Raw genomic sequence first — 16,189 nt, forward strand, 5'->3', positions numbered from 1 at the left:
GCCGCGTCAGGATAGTTGTCGTGTGAGTTGATTCGATGAGTCTTGGTCGGTGGGCGGACGTGAGAGCCGTGTGGCGCGTTATTCGATAGAGCATCGGGAGTGGGTGGTGCGGCAGATGATGCCGCCCTTGAACCGGACGGTGCCGGAGCTGGTGGAAGCGACAGGCATTACTGATGCCACCCTGTATGCTTGGCGCAAACAGGCCAGAGCAGCGGGAGCAGTGGTGCCGGGAGATGGACAGCAGGCCGACCAGTGGTCGAGCCAGGACAAGTTTCGGGTGGTGCTGGAAAGCGCCAGCCTCAATGCGGCTGAGCTGGCGGAGTACTGCCGGCGCAAAGGCCTGTATGTCGAGCAGATCAACGCCTGGCGCGAAGCCTGCGAGCAGGCCAACAGCCTGGCTCAGCCGAGCAAGACCCGGCGCGAACGCGAAGAGGAAAAGGCCGCGAAGAAGCGCATCAAGCAGCTGGAGCGTGAACTACGGCGCAAGGATGCGGCGCTGGCAGAAACCGCGGCTCTGCTGGTGTTGCGAAAAAAAGCCGAGGCGCTCTGGGGGAAGGACGAGGACGAATGATCAGCGCCCCGGATCGCCGTGAAACGCTGCAGTTGATCGAGGACGCCGTGGCGGCGGGAGCGCGGCGGGCGCAGGCCTGCGCCGAACTGGGCCTGTCGCTGCGCAGCCTGCAGCGCTGGCAGCACTGCCCGGAGGATCGGCGTCCTTCGGCACAGCGAGCTGAGCCGGCCAACAAGCTGACCCCGCAAGAGCGCCGCCGCGTGCTGGAGGTTGCCAATCAGCCCGAGTTTGCCAGCCTGCCGCCGCAGCAGATCGTGGCGCGGCTGGCCGATCAGGGCACCTGGCTGGCCTCGGAGTCGACCTTTTACCGGTTGCTGAAGGACGCCGAACAGCAGCATCCGCGCGGCCGTAGCCGCCCACCGGTGAAACGAGCGCTGACGACCCATGTGGCCGACGGCCCGAACCAGCTGTGGTGCTGGGACATCACCTGGCTGCCGACCACGGTCAAGGGCCGTTACTTCTACTGGTACATGATCAAGGACGTCTACAGCCGGAAGCTGGTGGCCAACGAGGTGCATGAAAGTGAAAGCGCCGAGCAGGCCGCCCAGCTGCTACGCCTGGCCTGCCTACGTGAACAGCGAGCAGGCCAGCCGCTGGTACTGCACTCGGACAACGGCAGCGCTATGAAGGGCTCGACCATGCTGGCGGCCATGCAGAACCTGGGTGTGATGCCCTCGTTCAGCCGCCCGCGGGTGAGCAATGACAACGCCTATGCCGAGGCCTTGTTCCGCACGGCGAAGTACTGCCCGCTGTGGCCGGAGCGGCCCTTCGACACGCTGGAGCAGGCCAGGAACTGGGTGAACAGCTTCGTGGCCTGGTACAACCATGAACATCGCCACAGCGCCCTGAAGTTTGTGACCCCGGCGCAGCGACATACTGGCCAGGCGGAAGAGTTGCTGCGCAAGCGTATCGAGCTGTACGAGGCGGCGCGTGCACGGCACCCGGAGCGCTGGAGCGGCAACATTAGGAACTGGGTGCTGGCACCAATCGTGTGCCTGAACCCGGAGCGGGAAGCGGTACTGCAGCAAACATCAAAGGCAGCGTGACACGCTCACGCGACAACTACCTTGAAAATCGCCGGTTTGGCGCTGGTGAAATTGCGGTCACGGTTGTTCACTGCCTTGAATTTGCTGCCGTCGATGGCAACCAAGTTTTCGCCAAACAACCCCAACTGCTGGCAGAGCAAAACGAACTGGCGGCAGACGCCGCGAATGGCCTTGCTGTTATCTTTTCGGAAGTTGGCGATGGTCTTGAAATCGGGCATCAATCGCCCGGTTAACCACATGAGTTCGACGTTGCGCTGAGCTTCTCGCTCAAGACGCCGGCTCGATTGAATGCGGTTTAGATAGCCGTAGATATAGATCTTCAGCAGGATCGAAGGGTGGTAAGCCGGTCTTCCGGTTTCGGCTGGAATGACGCCATCAAAACCTAGCGTGGCTAGGTCGAGTTCATCGACGAAAACGTCAACCACCCGAACCGGATTGGTATCGCTGACGTAGTCGTCGAGGCTTTCGGGAAGTAAGGTGCTTTGACCTCGGTGTTCACCCTGGATAAACCGTTTCATGGGCGTCCCATACGCTGAGATTCTCGGAAATCATAGCAAGGGTTTACCGGTGCGTTTTTACACACTCTGGGCCGGCACCGGACGCGTGCTGGCATGCATTGATGGCGCTGAAAGTAAACCAACTGGATGGCTGCGTGCTGGTCAGCGGCGAACCCAGGTTGCTGCAGTCCGGGCTCAACGCGGGTCTCTGGACCATAGGCCTGGCGGCATGCGGCTCATTATGTGGTTTGAGCAGCAGCCAGTGGCAGGCCTTGAGCCCGCAAGAGCAGGCACACAAACGCGGCAAGGCGACACTGCAGCTCTATGCCTTGGGCGTGCATTCAGTCATCGACCATCTGGAAGCGCTCGACGATTGCCTCGCCGATATTGGCCAGCGTCGACTCAAAGGCGAGAAGCCCTGACACACCACCGTTGATCCGGGTCATGCAAAGCAACGCCGAGTGGATTACCCTGTCAGACATGGCATGGACCTTTCGCCAGTGGCGGTGGTCCATGGCTGTGCCTATTCATAAAGGGAGATCACCATGCCTGCCCGCGAACTGCAACAGCAAATCGAGGCCCTGCGCGAGCAACTGGAGCAAAATCCACCGCTCTCACTGGAAGAGCGTGAAAACCTGCAACAGCTGATGCAACAGATCGAAGCCGAGCTCAAACTGGAGCAATTCTCCACAGAAAACAACCTGGTAGACGGGGTGAACCTGGCGGTCGAACGCTTCGAAGTCGACCACCCTGGCCTGACAGCCACCTTGCGCAATATCGTTCAGAGCCTGCAAAGCATGGGTATCTGAGAGTACCAGAGCCAGCACCTGCAGCCCTGCAGGCGCTGGCGCTTACTGGCGTACCAACCGCGAATTGCCCAGACTGATCGTATCGGTACTGCGGTAGGGGTTGATGTCCAGCCCGCCACGGCGCACATAGCGCGCATATACCGTCAGCGTCTCAGGCTTGAGCAGACGCTTGAGGTCGAGGTAGATCCGCTCTACGCACTGTTCATGGAAGTCCGCATGCTGGCGGAAGCTGATCAGGTAGGCCAACAGGCTGGCAGGGTCGAGCGCCGGGCCACGGTAATGCACGGTCACGCTACCCCAGTCCGGCTGGCCGGTGACCGGGCAGTTGGATTTGAGCAAATGGCTGTGCAGGGTTTCTTCGACCACCCGCCCAGTATCGCAGCGCAGCAACTCCGGCTGAGGATGCTCGTACTGGCTGATGCTGACATCCAGGTCATCAATACAGACACCCGGCAACGCCGCTACGCCCTCCCCTTCGACCTCAGACAAGGTACGCACGCGCACACCGACCGGCTTGCCGGCGGCTGCCGAAAGGTCTTTTTCCAGGCAGGCCTGCAGCGCTTGCACCGAGGCGAATACAGTCTGGTTCAGCGAATTGAGGTAGAGCTTGAACGACTTCGACTCAATGATGTTCGGCGAATCGGCCGGGATCGCAAACTCACCGATGGCCACCACCGGCTTGCCGGACGGCAGCAGCCAGGACAGCTCAAAGCAGTTCCAGTAGTCGACACCCTGCCAAGGCAAGGTGTCAGCGCTGACACCCAGCTCAGCCCACTTCGCCGCACGCGGGATCGGGAACAACAGGGACGGGGTGTAAGTGGCGATGTATTCGCTGGACTTGCCCAGCGGGGAATGTTCGGCGGCGGGGTGCATGGCTCAAACCTGAAGGACGAAATACGCCTAGTTTATCGGGTTTGTGCCATGCGTTGGGCAATCACCTGTCACTGAGCGATGGTCAGCTTGCCCACCATGCCGGCCTGGTAGTGGCCCGGAACGTTGCAGGCGAACTCGATCGGGGTCGACTGGGTGAACGTCCAGGTCAGTTCTGCGGTCTTGCCGGGAGCGACCATTACCACATTGGCATCGTCATGGGACATCCCGCCCCCGTGCATCATCCCGCCATGATTCATCGTCATGTGGCTCATGTTTCCATGGTCCATTTTTGCGTGATCCATCCCACCCGGCATGGCGAGCATTTCCTGTTGATGCCGAGCATGCATGGCCGCATCACCGAGGTTGAACTCGTGTGGCAACTGGCCCTTGTTGATCAGCACGAAACGTACGGTCTCACCCGCCTTGACCTGCAGCGCACGCGGGGCAAAGTACATGTCGCCAAGTTCCACCTCGACAGTACGGGTTGCCTGGTCTGCGGTAGCGGGATGACCGAAGGCAAAGGGTTGCGCCGGCGCAGCAAACAGCGGCAGGCTGAACAGCGCCAAGGCGCCGGCAAGGATAAAACGTGACATGGTCGGTTTACTCCGGGGTTGTCTCGACATGACAGCCACTCTAGCGAGGTGCCACTGGCAACCAGCTGACGAAAAGATTACAACTTCGTCAGCTTTGCCTTTTGCCATTCACACCACGGTATAACGCCCTGCCCACCCATACTATGAGCACCCCATGAAACTGCTGATCGTCGAAGACCAGGCCAAGACCGGCCAGTACCTGTGCCAGGGCTTGAGCGAAGCCGGGTTCAGCGCAGAGCTGGCCACCGATGGCAATACGGGCCAGCACCTGGCGCTCAGCGGCGATTACGCGCTGTTGATTCTTGATGTCATGCTGCCAGGCCGTGATGGCTGGCAGATCCTGCAGGCGGTGCGCGCCGCCGGGCTGGATACCCCGGTGCTGTTCCTGACGGCGCGCGATGCCGTGGAAGACCGCGTGCACGGTCTGGAACTGGGTGCCGACGATTACCTGGTCAAGCCGTTCGCCTTCTCCGAATTGCTGGCGCGGGTACGCACCCTGCTGCGTCGCGGCAGCAGCCCGACACAAGAAACCCTGCTGGGTGTGGCAGACCTGAGCCTTGACCTGATCCGCCGCCGGGTGGAACGCGCCGGGCAACGCATCGACCTGACCGCCAAGGAGTTTTCCCTGCTTGAACTGCTGCTGCGCCGCCAAGGCGAAGTACTGCCAAAATCGCTGATTGCCTCGCAGGTGTGGGACATGAACTTTGAAAGCGACACCAACGTGATCGAGGTCGCTATCCGCCGCCTGCGCCTCAAAATCGACGACGCACACGACAACAAGCTCATCCATACCGTGCGCGGCATGGGCTACGTCCTCGAAGAGCGGACGGCCTGATGCGCCGTCTTTCACTCGGCAACCGCCTGGCGCTGCTGTTTGCGGCCTGCACGGCGGTGGTCTCGCTGTTTGCTGGCGTACTGTTCAGTCGCGCCAGCGAAACTCATTTCATCGAGTTGGACCAGCAATTGCTCAGCGGCCGCCTGTCGTTGATGCGTCAGCTACTTGAGGGCGTGCATGACCCTGCAAGCCTGAACACGCGGCTGCCTGCGCTGCAGACGGAGCTAAGCCATCAGGCCGATCTGGCCGTGCGCATCCGCGGCAATGACGGACGCCTGTGGTTCGATAGCCAGCCCGGCCTGCCGGACTCGCCAATGTCGCCCGGCCTGAACACCCTGACGAGCGACGGCGCCGATTATCGCAGCCTCAGCGAACCCCTCGACGGCGACGGCACACCGAACCTGACACTGTTCCTCGACATCACCCATCACCAGCACTTCCTGCAGCGCATGCAACGGCTGATCTGGCTGACCGTAGGCCTCTCGGCACTGGCCACCGCCCTGCTCGGCGCCTGGGCCGTACGCAGTGGCCTGCGCCCCTTACGGCAGATGGGTGAAGTGGCGGCCGGGGTTTCGGCCCGATCGCTGACCACTCGCCTGCCGGTAGCACAGATGCCGATTGAGCTCGCGGACCTGGCGAACACCGTCAACGCCATGCTTGAGCGACTGGACGATGCCTTCCAGCGCCTTTCGGCATTCTCTTCCGACATCGCCCATGAGCTGCGTACGCCGCTGTCCAATCTGCTGACCCACACCCAGGTCACCCTGACCCGTCCGCGCAGCCTGGAAGAGTACCGCGAGGCCCTGCACGGCAACCTTGAAGAGCTGCAGTGGATGGCTCAACTGGTCAACGACATGCTCTACCTGGCCAAGGCCGATAACGGCCTGCTAATGCCCAGCCGTCAGCCGCTGGCATTGGAAGATGAGGTTGGCGCACTGCTGGAGTACTACGCACCATTGGCCGAGGACGCTCAGGTACGCTTGAGCCATATTGGCCAGGCGCGACTGGAAGGCGACCGCCACATGTTGCGCCGGGCACTGTCCAATCTGCTGGACAATGCCTTGCGGTTTACCCCGGCTGGCGGCGAGATCCGCCTGAAGATTGAGCAGCAGGATGCGGGGGTGAGGCTGGAAGTGGCCAACAGCGGCGAGCCGATTGACCCAGCGCTGATACCGCGGCTGTTCGACCGATTCTACCGCGTCGACCCGGCGCGCCATGAGGGCAACAGTGAGCACGCAGGTTTGGGCCTGGCGATCACCCAATCGATCATCAAAGCGCATGGCGGAACCATTCATGGCGAATCAGCGCAGGGCTGGACGCGCTTCGTGATTGAGTTGCCGACAGCGTAGGGGGCTGCAGCCCATCTTGTAGGAGCCGGGCTTGCCCGCGATGGCATCAACGCGGTGCCAGCAAGTTCGCGGTGCTTGCATCGCAGGCAAACCTGCTCCAACACACCCTGCAGGAGCCGGGCTTGCCCGCGATGGCATCGGCGCGGTGTCAGCAGGTTCGCGGTGCTTGCATCGCAGGCAAGCCTGCTCCAACGCATCCTGTAGGAGCCGGGCTTGCCCGCGATGGCATCGGCGCGGTGTCAGCAGGTTCGCAGTGCTTGCATCGCAGGCAAGCCTGCTCCAACGCATCTTGTAGGAGCCGGGCTTGCCCGCGATGGCATCGGCGCGGTGTCAGCAGGTTCGCGGTGCTTGCATCGCAGGCAAACCTGCTCCAACACACCCTGCAGGAGCCGGGCTTGCCCGCGATGGCATCGGCGCGGTATCAGCAGGTTCGCGGTGCTTGCATCGCAGGCAAGCCTGCTCCAACGCATCCTGTAGGAGCCGGGCTTGCCCGCGATGGCATCGGCGCGGTGTCAGCAGGTTCGCGGTGCTTGCATCGCAGGCAAGCCTGCTCCAACGCATCCTGTAGGAGCCGGGCTTGCCCGCGATGGCATCGGCGCGGTGTCAGCAGGTTCGCGGTGCTTGCATCGCAGGCAAGCCTGCTCCAACGCATCCTGTAGGAGCCGGGCTTGCCCGCGATGGCATCGGCGCGGTGTCAGCAGGTTCGCGGTGCTTGCATCGCAGGCAAGCCTGCTCCAACACATCTTGCAGGAGCCGGGCTTACTCGTAACGCAGGGCGTACGCTGGCTCTACTTGCGAGGCACGCCACGCCGGATACAGCGTCGCCAGGAAGCTCATCACCAGCCCTGCACTGCAGATCAACGCCACATCGCCCCATTGCAGTTCCGACGGCAATGTACTGACGAAGTACACGTCGGAGGTGAAGATATGCTGCCCGCTCACACGCTCGAGCCAACCGACCAGTTGGCTGACATTGATCGCGGCGATCACCCCGAGCACGCCCCCGATCAGCGTGCCGACGATACCGATCAATGTCCCCTGCACCATGAACGTGCCCATGATCTGCGCGGGCGTGGCGCCGATGGTGCGCAGGATCGCGATATCCGCGCCCTTGTCATTCACGACCATGATCAAGGTGGCAATGATGTTGAACGCCGCCACCGCGATGATCATCATCAACAGCAGGCCAATCATGGTCTTTTCCATTTTCATGGCACTGAACAGGCTACCCTGGGTGTGGGTCCAGTCATCGGCGCGGTACTGGTCACCCAACTGACCGACAATCGCTGCCGACACTTGAGGTGCGCTGTACAGGTCCTGCACCTTGATTCGTACACCCTGCACCTGGTTCGGCGCCCAATGTTGCATCTGCGCCGCATCGGCCATGTGGATCAGGCCCATGGAGCCATCAAGCTCGGCACCAACTTTGAACACGCCCACCACGTTCAGGCGCTGCATGCGCGGGGTAATACCGCCTGGCGCGGTGCTGACTTCCGGCACGATCAAGGTGAGCTTGTCACCGACATTCAAATGGAAACGCCGCGCTGTAATCTCACCGATCACCACGCCGAACTCATCCGGTTTCAAGTCATCCAGGCGGCCCTGAACGATGTGACTGGCAACGATCGACACCTTGGCTTCCTGAGCCGGGTCGATACCACTGATCTGGATAGGCTGCATCATGCCCTTGTAGGACAGCATGCCTTCAAGCTCTGTCAGCGGTGCTGCGGCAATCACCTGCGGGTTCTTCAGTGCAGTAGCGGCCACGGCTTGCCAGTCATCCACCGGCTTGACGCCCAGCAGGGCAGCATGGGGCACCATGCCGAGAATCCGTGCGCTCATTTCACGCTGAAAACCGTTCATGACCGACAGCACCACGATCATCGCCAGCACGCCCAGGGCCAGGCCGATCATCGAGGTCATGGAGATGAACGAGATAAAGTGGTTACGGCGCTTGGCGCGGGTGTAGCGTGCGCCAATGAAAATAGACAAGGGTCTGAACATGAACTGAAGCACCCGGAAAAAGAGAAAGAACACGGTGCCGGACATTCACGACCGGCCCCCTGTACGGCCAGATCAGATCGGCACCAGACGCCCTTCTTCCAGGCGCAGTACGCGGTCCATCTGCCGGGCCAGGCTGAGGTCGTGGGTCACCACCAGAAAGGCGGTCTGCGACGAACTGCTCAGCTCCTTCATCAGCTCCTGGATACCTTGGGCGGTATGCTGGTCGAGGTTGCCGGTCGGCTCATCAAGCATGACCAGGCCAGGGCGATTGACCAGCGCTCGCGCAATGGCCACGCGCTGACGTTCACCACCAGACAGTTCAGACGGTTTGTGGCTCAGACGATGCCCCAGCCCTACCCGCTTGAGCAGCGCTTCAGCGCGCTCGCGCGCTTCAGGAATGGCGGTACGACCAATCAGCAGCGGCATGCAGACGTTCTCCAGCGCGGTGAACTCTGGCAACAGGTGGTGGAACTGGTAGACAAACCCCAGCGCACGGTTGCGCAACAGGCCTCGGGCCCGCTCACCCAGCGCCGAAAGCTCTTCACCAGCCAGCCAGACACTGCCCTCGGTAGGCGTATCCAGGCCACCCAGCAGGTTGAGCAAGGTACTCTTGCCCGAGCCGGAACTGCCGACGATGGCAATCCGCTCACCCGGGTGCAGTTCCAACTGCAGGCCCGAGAGCACCCGAACCGACTCCGGGCCCTCTTCATAGGACTTGCCCAGGTTGCGGCAACTCAGCACAGCTTTATTACTCATGCCCAACTCACTCATAACGTAGCGCCTCCGCTGGCTGGGTGCGTGCCGCACGCCAGGCCGGATACAGGGTGGCGAGGAAACTCAGGACCAGTGCCGCGCCACAGACCATCCAGACATCCTCGGCCATCACCTGGGACGGCAGGTAGTCGATGAAATAGACGTCGGCATTGAGGAATTTGTGGCCGATCAACGACTCAAGGCCGGCGATCGCAGCACTGACGTTCAGGGCAGCGGCAATGCCGATCACCGCACCGATAAGCGTACCGACCACGCCAATGACCGTACCCTGGACCATGAAGATTGCCATGATCTGCCCCGGGGTTGCCCCCAGGGTGCGCAGAATGGCGATATCGCCCTTCTTGTCGTTCACCACCATCACCAGCGTGGAGATGATATTGAACGCAGCGACAGCGACAATCAGCAGCAGCAACAGGCCGATCATGGCTTTTTCCATGCGAATGGCCTGGTACAGGTTGCCGTGGCTGCGGGTCCAGTCGCGGGCGTAGAACTCCTGGTCACCCAGTTTCTGGGCGATGCTCCAGGCCGTGCGCGGCGCCTGGAACAGGTCATCGAACTTCAGGCGCAGGCCTTGCACCTGGTCGGCTTTCCAACGGTGCAAGCGCGACAGGTCGGAGAGGTTGGTCAACCCGAGGTAGCCGTCGATCTCGCCAGCGCCAACATGGAAGATGCCGACCACGGTGAAACGCTTCATGCGCGGGAACATGCCAGCAGGCGTCACGGTCACTTCAGGTGCTACGAAGGTCAGCTTGTCGCCAATGCCGACGCCCAACTTGGTCGCCGCCTTGTCGCCGATCATGATGCCGAACTCGCCGGGCACCAGGTCATCAAGCCGGCCCTGGCGGATAAAGTCATCGATGATCGAGACCTTGCGCTCCTGACCTGGGTCAATACCGTTAAGCAAGACTTTCTGCACCTTGCCATCGTGAGTCAGCAATCCTTGCATCTGGGTGAACGGTGCCACCGCCACCACCTGCGGGTTCTGCTTTACTGTATCGGCAAGTGCAGGCCAGTTATTGATGGGCTGGCCGGTTTCAAGCGTGGCATGGGGCACCATGCCCAGTACGCGGGTACGCATCTCATGATCGAAGCCATTCATGACCGAAAGCACCACGATCATCACCACCACGCCCAGGGCGAGGCCGATCATCGAGGTCAGGGAAATGAACGAGACGAAGTGGTTGCGGCGCTTGGCACGGGTATAACGCGTACCGATGAATACGAAGAGAGGTCTGAACATGTCGGGGCTTGTTCGGATGAAAGAGGAACGTCCTTGTGGCGGGGCTTGGACAGCAGCTTTACACTCAGACCACCGCCGCTACCATGGGTTCGCCATGTCGACATTAGATGAAGAAGATCGCCGCGAATACTACCGTATCGAGGATAGGATCGCACTGGAAATTCGCCCACTGAACGTTGCCGATGCGTCTGGCACAGAGTTGTTGCAAGATGCGTCACCACTGTTCAACCTGCTCAGCGAACTGCACCTGAGCGAGTTCGAGTCACAGCACCTGTTGCGCCAGCTCAGCGAAAAGGACCGCACCCTCGCAGCCTTTCTCAAAGCCCAGAACAAACGCATCGACTTGCTCAGCCAGGTAGTCGCCCAGAGCCTGCTCGGGCAGATCGGCGAACCGCACGCCGTAAAACTCTCCGAAGGCGGCATCGAGGCCCGCCAGCGCCAGGCGCTGGCTGTGGGCAGCCGCGTCGCGGTGAAAATGGTGTTGATGCCGCAAGCCCTGGGGTTGCTGCTACGCGCCAAGGTCACGCATTGCGACAGCAAGCCTGACGGGCTGTTCGATATTGGCGCCGAGTTCATCGACATCACCGACGCACAACGCCAGCTACTGGCGCGCTACATCCTGCAACGCCAGGCGCAACAACGGCGCCAGGCACTGGAGCAGAACAGCGCAACGCCCACCTGAGTTTCACTCTTTACCTTGAAGGAACAAACGTGACCCAGATCTACGGCCACCGTGGCGCCAAGGGCGAAGCGCCCGAGAATACCCTGACCAGCTTCCAGCAGTGCCTGAGCCATGGCGTGCGGCGTTGCGAACTCGACCTGCACCTGTCTGCCGACAATGAACTGATGGTCATTCACGACCCGACACTCAAGCGCACCACGGGTCGACGCGGCAAGGTGGTTGAGCACAACGCCAGTGATCTGGTGACCTATGACGCACGCAAGGGTGGACCGGGCTGGGTGCACCCGTGCCCCATCCCGCGCCTTGAGGAGTTGTTCGAGAAGTGTGATTTCGAGCACTGGCAACTTGAGGTCAAGAGCGCCTCACGCATGCGTGCCGCCACCACGGTACTGGCTATCCGCGAAATGGCACTGCGCTTTGGCCTGCTCGACAAGATCACCATCACCTCCAGCTCACGGGAAGTGCTCGCTGCCGCCCTGGAACTGACCCCGGATATCTCGCGCGGCCTGGTAGCCGAATACGCCTGGCTCGACCCACTGAAGGTCGCCCAGAACTATGGCTGTGAGATGCTTGCGCTGAACTGGACACTGTGCAGCCCGGAACGCCTGGCAAAAGCTCAGCGCCAGGGCTTGCACGTGTCGGTGTGGACAGTCAACGAACCGGCGCTGATGCGCAGGCTCGCTGACTTCGGCGTAGACAGCCTGATTACAGACTTTCCCGGTTTGGCCACTGCCACCCTCGAGAATTGCTGAAATCGGTCTCCCCGGCCGGCTCAGGCCACCGGCCGGAGCCGCTCAAAAAAGCCGGTTGAGGCCGTCGTAGGCCGCTACCCGATAGGCTTCAGCCATGGTCGGGTAGTTGAAGGTGGTGTTGACGAAGTACTTCAGGGTATTGCACTCACCCGGCTGGTCCATGATGGCCTGGCCAATGTGAACGATCTCCGACGCCTGATAACCGAAGCAATGTACGCCGAGGATTTCCAGGGTCTCGCGGTGGAACAGGATCTTCAGCATGCCCTGGGGCTCACCGGCGATCTGCGCACGCGCCATGCTCTTGAAGAACGCCTTGCCGACTTCGTAAGGCACCTTGGCCTGGGTCAGCTCCTGCTCGTTCTTGCCGATCGAGCTGATCTCAGGAATGGTGTAGATACCGGTCGGCACGTCGTTGACGAAGCGCCAGCTGCCGTTATCAACGATGCTGCCCGCTGCCGAACGACCCTGGTCGTGAGCAGCACTGGCCAGGCTCGGCCAGCCGATCACATCGCCCGCGCCGTAGATGTTCGGCACACAGGTGCGGTAGTTCTCGTCCACTTCGATCTGGCCACGGCTGTTGACCTTGATACCGATGTTTTCCAGGCCAAGCTTGTCGGTGTTGCCTGTACGGCCGTTGCACCAGAGCAAGGCGTCCGCCTTGATCTTCTTGCCCGACTTCAGGTGCAGGATCACGCCGTTATCCAGCCCTTCAACACGCTCGTAGTCTTCATTGTGACGTACGGTGATGTTGTTGTTGCTGAAGTGGTAGCTCAACGCCTGGGAGATTTCCGAGTCGAGGAAGCTGAGCAACTGACCACGGTTGTCCACCAGTTCAACCAGTACACCCAGACCACTGAAGATCGAGGCGTATTCGCAACCAATGACACCGGCACCGTAAACGATCAGCTTGCGCGGCGTATGGCCGAGGCTGAGGATGGTGTCGCTATCGTAGATACGCGGGTGATGGAAATCGATATCGGCCGGGCGATAAGGACGCGAGCCGGTAGCGATGATGATGTGCTTGGCTACCAGTTTCTCGACCACGCCGTTGGCGCAGACCACTTCGACGGTCTGTTCGTCAGCGAAGCTGCCGGTACCGAAGAACACGTCAACGCGGTTACGTGCGTAGTAGCCGGTGCGAGAAGCCACCTGCTTGGCGATTACCTTCTCGGCGCTCTTGAGCACGTCCGGGAACGAGAACCAGCGCGGCTCACCAATGGCCCGGAACATCGGGTTGGTGTTGAACTGCATGATCTGGCGCACCGAGTGACGCAGGGCCTTGGACGGGATGGTGCCCAGATGGGTGCAGTTGCCGCCGACCTGGCGACGGCTATCGACCATCGCCACCTTGCGCCCTGCTTTGGCGGCATTCATTGCCGCCCCTTCTCCTGCCGGGCCGGACCCCAGCACCACTACGTCGTAGTTGTAGACAGCCATGCGTACTCCTTCAGAACAGGCCCGCTCGCCACGCCGGCGATCGGGGCTAGATCATGCCGCCAAGAGCGTCATGAAAATATTCGGGTGCAGTCTAATCAAGCGTGAACGCCGCGCACATTAACCCTTGGTCGCGTCGTAGGCTATTTTTCTCTGCACTACATCTCACACTGCAACAGTCTGTTACTGCGCGTGCATCAGTCGCTCAAATGCAGGCGTCGCATGGGAGACGAAGCCTGTATCGGCACGGGTCACGAAAACTGCTGCTACATTGTATTTCAAGGCAAACGCCCAGCCCTGTTCAGGGCCGAGGATCAGCAACACCGTGGACATGCCATCGGCCATCAGCGTTGAGGGATCAAGCACCGTGACCGAAGCCAGACGATGGCTGACCGGTGAACCAAGCCGCGCATCAAAGACATGCGAAAAACGCTGACCATTCTGCTCGAAAAAATTGCGATAGTCTCCTGATGTAGAAACACCGTAACCCTCAAGCGCCAGCACTTGCTGAGCGACCTGCTGATCGGTACGCGGCCATTCCAGCGCAATGCGCCACGGATTGCCGTCCGGCTTGCGCCCCACCGCCTTGAGTTCACCTGTCACTTCAACCAGGTAGCTGCTCACGCCCAGCGCACGCATTCGCTCGACCAGCAAATCGACGGCATGGCCGGCAGCGATGCTGTTGAAGCCCAGCTCCAGCGGGGCATCCTTGCACAACTGCAGCCCGTCGATCTGCAGGTGTTCGTGGCCAACACGCCCGCGGGCTGCAGCCAACGCCTGCGCACCGGGCACCTGTTCACCCCGGGACTGCGGGCCAAAGCCCCACACATCAAGCAATGGCTCAACGGTTAGGTCAAAGGCGCCCTGGCTTTGCCGCGACAACTGCTCACCCAACTGCACCAGTTGCAGCACGTCTGCCGGCATGACCTGACAACTGTTGGCCGGCAAACGGTTGAACTGCGCAATCAGTGAGTCGCTGCGGTAGGTAGAAAACGTATGGTCGATCTGCTGGAGAACCGCCTCCACCGCAAACCGGACCTGTTCCGGCGCCGGGCCCTGAGCCGTACGCACATACTGCACCGTGTAGGTACTGCCCATGGTCGGGCCACTGATGCGCTCCAGCGAAGGCGTACGGTCGCAACCGCACAGCCACAACGCCAGAATCACCAGCCCCCCACCTGCCCACCGCGCCATTACGCCTCCTTGAGCCCAGACACAAAAAACGGGAACCCTGGGGTTCCCGTCTTGTGCAACCTGATGACCGTTTAGTGCGGGAATGCAGGCGGGTTGACCCCGGCCATGTCTTCCATCACACGCACGACCTGGCAGCTGTAACCGAATTCGTTGTCGTACCAAACGTACAGGACAACGCGGTTATCGTTGCAGATAGTCGCTTCGGCATCGACGACGCCTGCGTGGCGCGAACCAACGAAGTCGGTGGAAACCACTTCCTGGGAGCTCACGTAGTCGATCTGCTTGTGCAGGTCCGAGTGCATGGCCATCTGGCGCAGGTACTCGTTGATCTCTTCGCGAGAAGTCGCCTTCTCCAGGTTCAGGTTCAGGATAGCCATCGAGACGTTAGGCGTCGGAACGCGGATAGCGTTGCCGGTCAGCTTGCCCTTGAGCACTGGCAGTGCCTTGGCGGCAGCGGTGGCAGCACCGGTCTCGGTGATCACCATGTTCAACGGAGCGCTACGACCACGGCGGCTGCCTTTGTGGAAGTTGTCGATCAGGTTCTGGTCGTTGGTGTACGAGTGAACGGTTTCGACGTGGCCGTTGACGATGCCGAACTTGTCATTCACAGCCTTGAGCACCGGCACGATGGCGTTGGTGGTGCAGGAGGCCGCCGAGATGATCTTGTCTTCAGGGCTGATTTCGCCGTGGTTGATACCGTGAACGATGTTCTTCAGGGCACCTTTGCCAGGCGCGGTGAGGATCACACGGGAAGCACCCGGGCAGGCCAGGTGTTGACCCAGGCCCTCGGCATCACGCCATACACCGGTGTTGTCGACGATCAGAGCGTCCTTGATGCCGTACTGGGTGTAGTCGACTTCACTTGGGCTCTTCGCATAGATCACCTGGATCAGGTTACCGTTGGCGGTGATGGTGTTGTTTTCTTCATCGATGGTGATGGTGCCATCGAATGGACCATGTACCGAGTCACGGCGCAGCAGGCTGGCGCGCTTGACCAGGTCGTTGGTAGCACCTTTACGCACGACAATGGCGCGCAGGCGCAGGCCGTCGCCACCACCGGTCTTCTCGATCAGGATACGGGCCAGCAGGCGACCGATACGACCGAAGCCGTACAGGACCACATCAGTGCCCTTGCGTGCAGAAGCGTTCTGCTTGCCGACCACGTCGGCCATTTCTTCGCGCACGAACTGCTCGGCGGTACGGCCGTTGCCTTGTTCCTTGAACTTGACAGCCAGCTTGCCCAGGTCGACCGAGGCGGCGCCCAGCTTCAGCTCGCTCATGGCCTTGAGCAGCGGGAATGTCTCGTGGACAGACAGTTCGGATTCGTCGGACTGGCGATGACGCGCAAAGCGGTGGGCCTTGAGGATCGCAATCACTGAACGGTTGATCAGGCTACGGCCATAGATCGAGCTCACCACGTTGTTATTGCGGTAGAGCTGACCGATAAGCGGGATCATCGCTTCTGCAAGCGCTTCACGATCAATCCACTCACCAAGACACTGGTCGGGCTTCTGAGTCACGGGAACCTTCCACATG

Annotated in this window: 14 protein-coding genes and 2 pseudogenes; 7 read left to right on the forward strand and 9 right to left on the reverse strand. The window is 61.0% G+C overall.

The window, feature by feature from the left end; genetic code table 11:
• Positions 1–70 precede the first annotated feature (70 nt).
• Positions 71–1,617, forward strand: a protein-coding gene (locus tag CS390_RS16600) for an IS3 family transposase (protein WP_256587615.1) whose coding sequence is annotated in 2 segments (ribosomal slippage) — positions 71–557 and positions 557–1,617 — 1,548 coding nt in all. Because the reading frame shifts where the segments join, the coding sequence is not laid out codon by codon here.
• Positions 1,618–1,652: 35 nt separating this feature from the next.
• Here the strand turns inward: CS390_RS16600 and CS390_RS16605 are convergent.
• Positions 1,653–2,135, reverse strand: a pseudogene (locus CS390_RS16605) (transposase); the annotation flags it as partial.
• A 71-nt stretch (positions 2,136–2,206) separates the two neighbouring features.
• Between CS390_RS16605 and CS390_RS16610 the strand changes: the two are divergent.
• Positions 2,207–2,536: pseudogene (locus CS390_RS16610) on the forward strand (HAD family phosphatase); the annotation flags it as partial.
• A gap of 123 nt (positions 2,537–2,659) precedes the next feature.
• Positions 2,660–2,923, forward strand: a complete 264-nt coding sequence (locus CS390_RS16615) for a DUF4404 family protein (protein WP_065758479.1) — start codon at positions 2,660–2,662, stop codon at positions 2,921–2,923.
• 42 nt (positions 2,924–2,965) lie between these two features.
• On the opposite strand, the gene queF is transcribed toward CS390_RS16615, so the two are convergent.
• Together queF and CS390_RS16625 are read right to left on the reverse strand one after the other, a co-directional pair.
• On the reverse strand, positions 2,966–3,796 hold the full coding sequence (gene queF / locus CS390_RS16620) for an NADPH-dependent 7-cyano-7-deazaguanine reductase QueF (RefSeq protein ID WP_065758478.1): 831 nt from the start codon (positions 3,794–3,796) through the stop codon (positions 2,966–2,968).
• A gap of 68 nt (positions 3,797–3,864) precedes the next feature.
• Positions 3,865–4,389 carry a plastocyanin/azurin family copper-binding protein gene (locus CS390_RS16625; RefSeq protein WP_065758477.1) on the reverse strand — a complete coding sequence of 175 codons (525 nt, stop codon included), beginning with the start codon at positions 4,387–4,389 and terminating at the stop codon, positions 3,865–3,867.
• A 154-nt stretch (positions 4,390–4,543) separates the two neighbouring features.
• On the opposite strand from CS390_RS16625, the gene CS390_RS16630 reads away from it, so the two are divergent.
• Complete coding sequence (locus CS390_RS16630) at positions 4,544–5,224, forward strand: heavy metal response regulator transcription factor (protein ID WP_065758476.1); 681 nt, start codon at positions 4,544–4,546, stop codon at positions 5,222–5,224.
• A complete protein-coding gene (locus CS390_RS16635) occupies positions 5,221–6,573 on the forward strand; it encodes a heavy metal sensor histidine kinase (RefSeq protein ID WP_099775389.1) in 1,353 nt (450 codons plus the stop codon). Before CS390_RS16630 ends, CS390_RS16635 begins: the two co-directional genes overlap by 4 nt.
• A 759-nt stretch (positions 6,574–7,332) precedes the next feature.
• Here the strand turns inward: CS390_RS16635 and CS390_RS16640 are convergent.
• The 3 genes from CS390_RS16640 to CS390_RS16650 all read right to left on the reverse strand — a co-directional run bounded on the left by CS390_RS16640 (position 7,333) and on the right by CS390_RS16650 (position 10,591).
• On the reverse strand, positions 7,333–8,577 hold the full coding sequence (locus CS390_RS16640) for a lipoprotein-releasing ABC transporter permease subunit (RefSeq protein WP_065758492.1): 1,245 nt from the start codon (positions 8,575–8,577) through the stop codon (positions 7,333–7,335).
• 72 nt (positions 8,578–8,649) lie between these two features.
• Positions 8,650–9,333: a lipoprotein-releasing ABC transporter ATP-binding protein LolD gene (gene lolD, locus CS390_RS16645; RefSeq protein WP_176717400.1), complete on the reverse strand. Its 684-nt coding sequence runs from the start codon at positions 9,331–9,333 to the stop codon at positions 8,650–8,652.
• 7 nt (positions 9,334–9,340) lie between these two features.
• Positions 9,341–10,591: a lipoprotein-releasing ABC transporter permease subunit gene (locus CS390_RS16650; RefSeq protein ID WP_065758473.1), complete on the reverse strand. Its 1,251-nt coding sequence runs from the start codon at positions 10,589–10,591 to the stop codon at positions 9,341–9,343.
• 94 nt (positions 10,592–10,685) lie between these two features.
• Between CS390_RS16650 and CS390_RS16655 the strand changes: the two genes are divergently transcribed.
• A complete protein-coding gene (locus tag CS390_RS16655; protein WP_065758472.1) occupies positions 10,686–11,273 on the forward strand; it encodes a PilZ domain-containing protein in 588 nt (195 codons plus the stop codon).
• Positions 11,274–11,302: 29 nt separating this feature from the next.
• Positions 11,303–12,025 carry a glycerophosphodiester phosphodiesterase gene (locus tag CS390_RS16660; RefSeq protein WP_065758471.1) on the forward strand — a complete coding sequence of 241 codons (723 nt, stop codon included), beginning with the start codon at positions 11,303–11,305 and terminating at the stop codon, positions 12,023–12,025.
• Positions 12,026–12,067: 42 nt separating this feature from the next.
• On the opposite strand, the gene sthA is transcribed toward CS390_RS16660, so the two are convergent.
• The 3 genes from sthA to CS390_RS16675 all read right to left on the reverse strand — a co-directional run bounded on the left by sthA (position 12,068) and on the right by CS390_RS16675 (position 16,188).
• Complete coding sequence (gene sthA / locus CS390_RS16665; protein WP_065758470.1) at positions 12,068–13,462, reverse strand: Si-specific NAD(P)(+) transhydrogenase; 1,395 nt, start codon at positions 13,460–13,462, stop codon at positions 12,068–12,070.
• A 180-nt stretch (positions 13,463–13,642) separates the two neighbouring features.
• Positions 13,643–14,653, reverse strand: coding sequence for an FAD:protein FMN transferase (locus CS390_RS16670; RefSeq protein WP_099775390.1), 1,011 nt, complete (start codon positions 14,651–14,653; stop codon positions 13,643–13,645).
• A 71-nt stretch (positions 14,654–14,724) separates the two neighbouring features.
• Positions 14,725–16,188: a glyceraldehyde-3-phosphate dehydrogenase gene (locus tag CS390_RS16675; RefSeq protein ID WP_065758468.1), complete on the reverse strand. Its 1,464-nt coding sequence runs from the start codon at positions 16,186–16,188 to the stop codon at positions 14,725–14,727.
• Between the last annotated feature and the right edge of the window lies 1 nt (position 16,189).

This window comes from Pseudomonas sp. HLS-6 (assembly GCF_002753995.1).
GTDB lineage: Bacteria > Pseudomonadota > Gammaproteobacteria > Pseudomonadales > Pseudomonadaceae > Aquipseudomonas > Aquipseudomonas defluvii.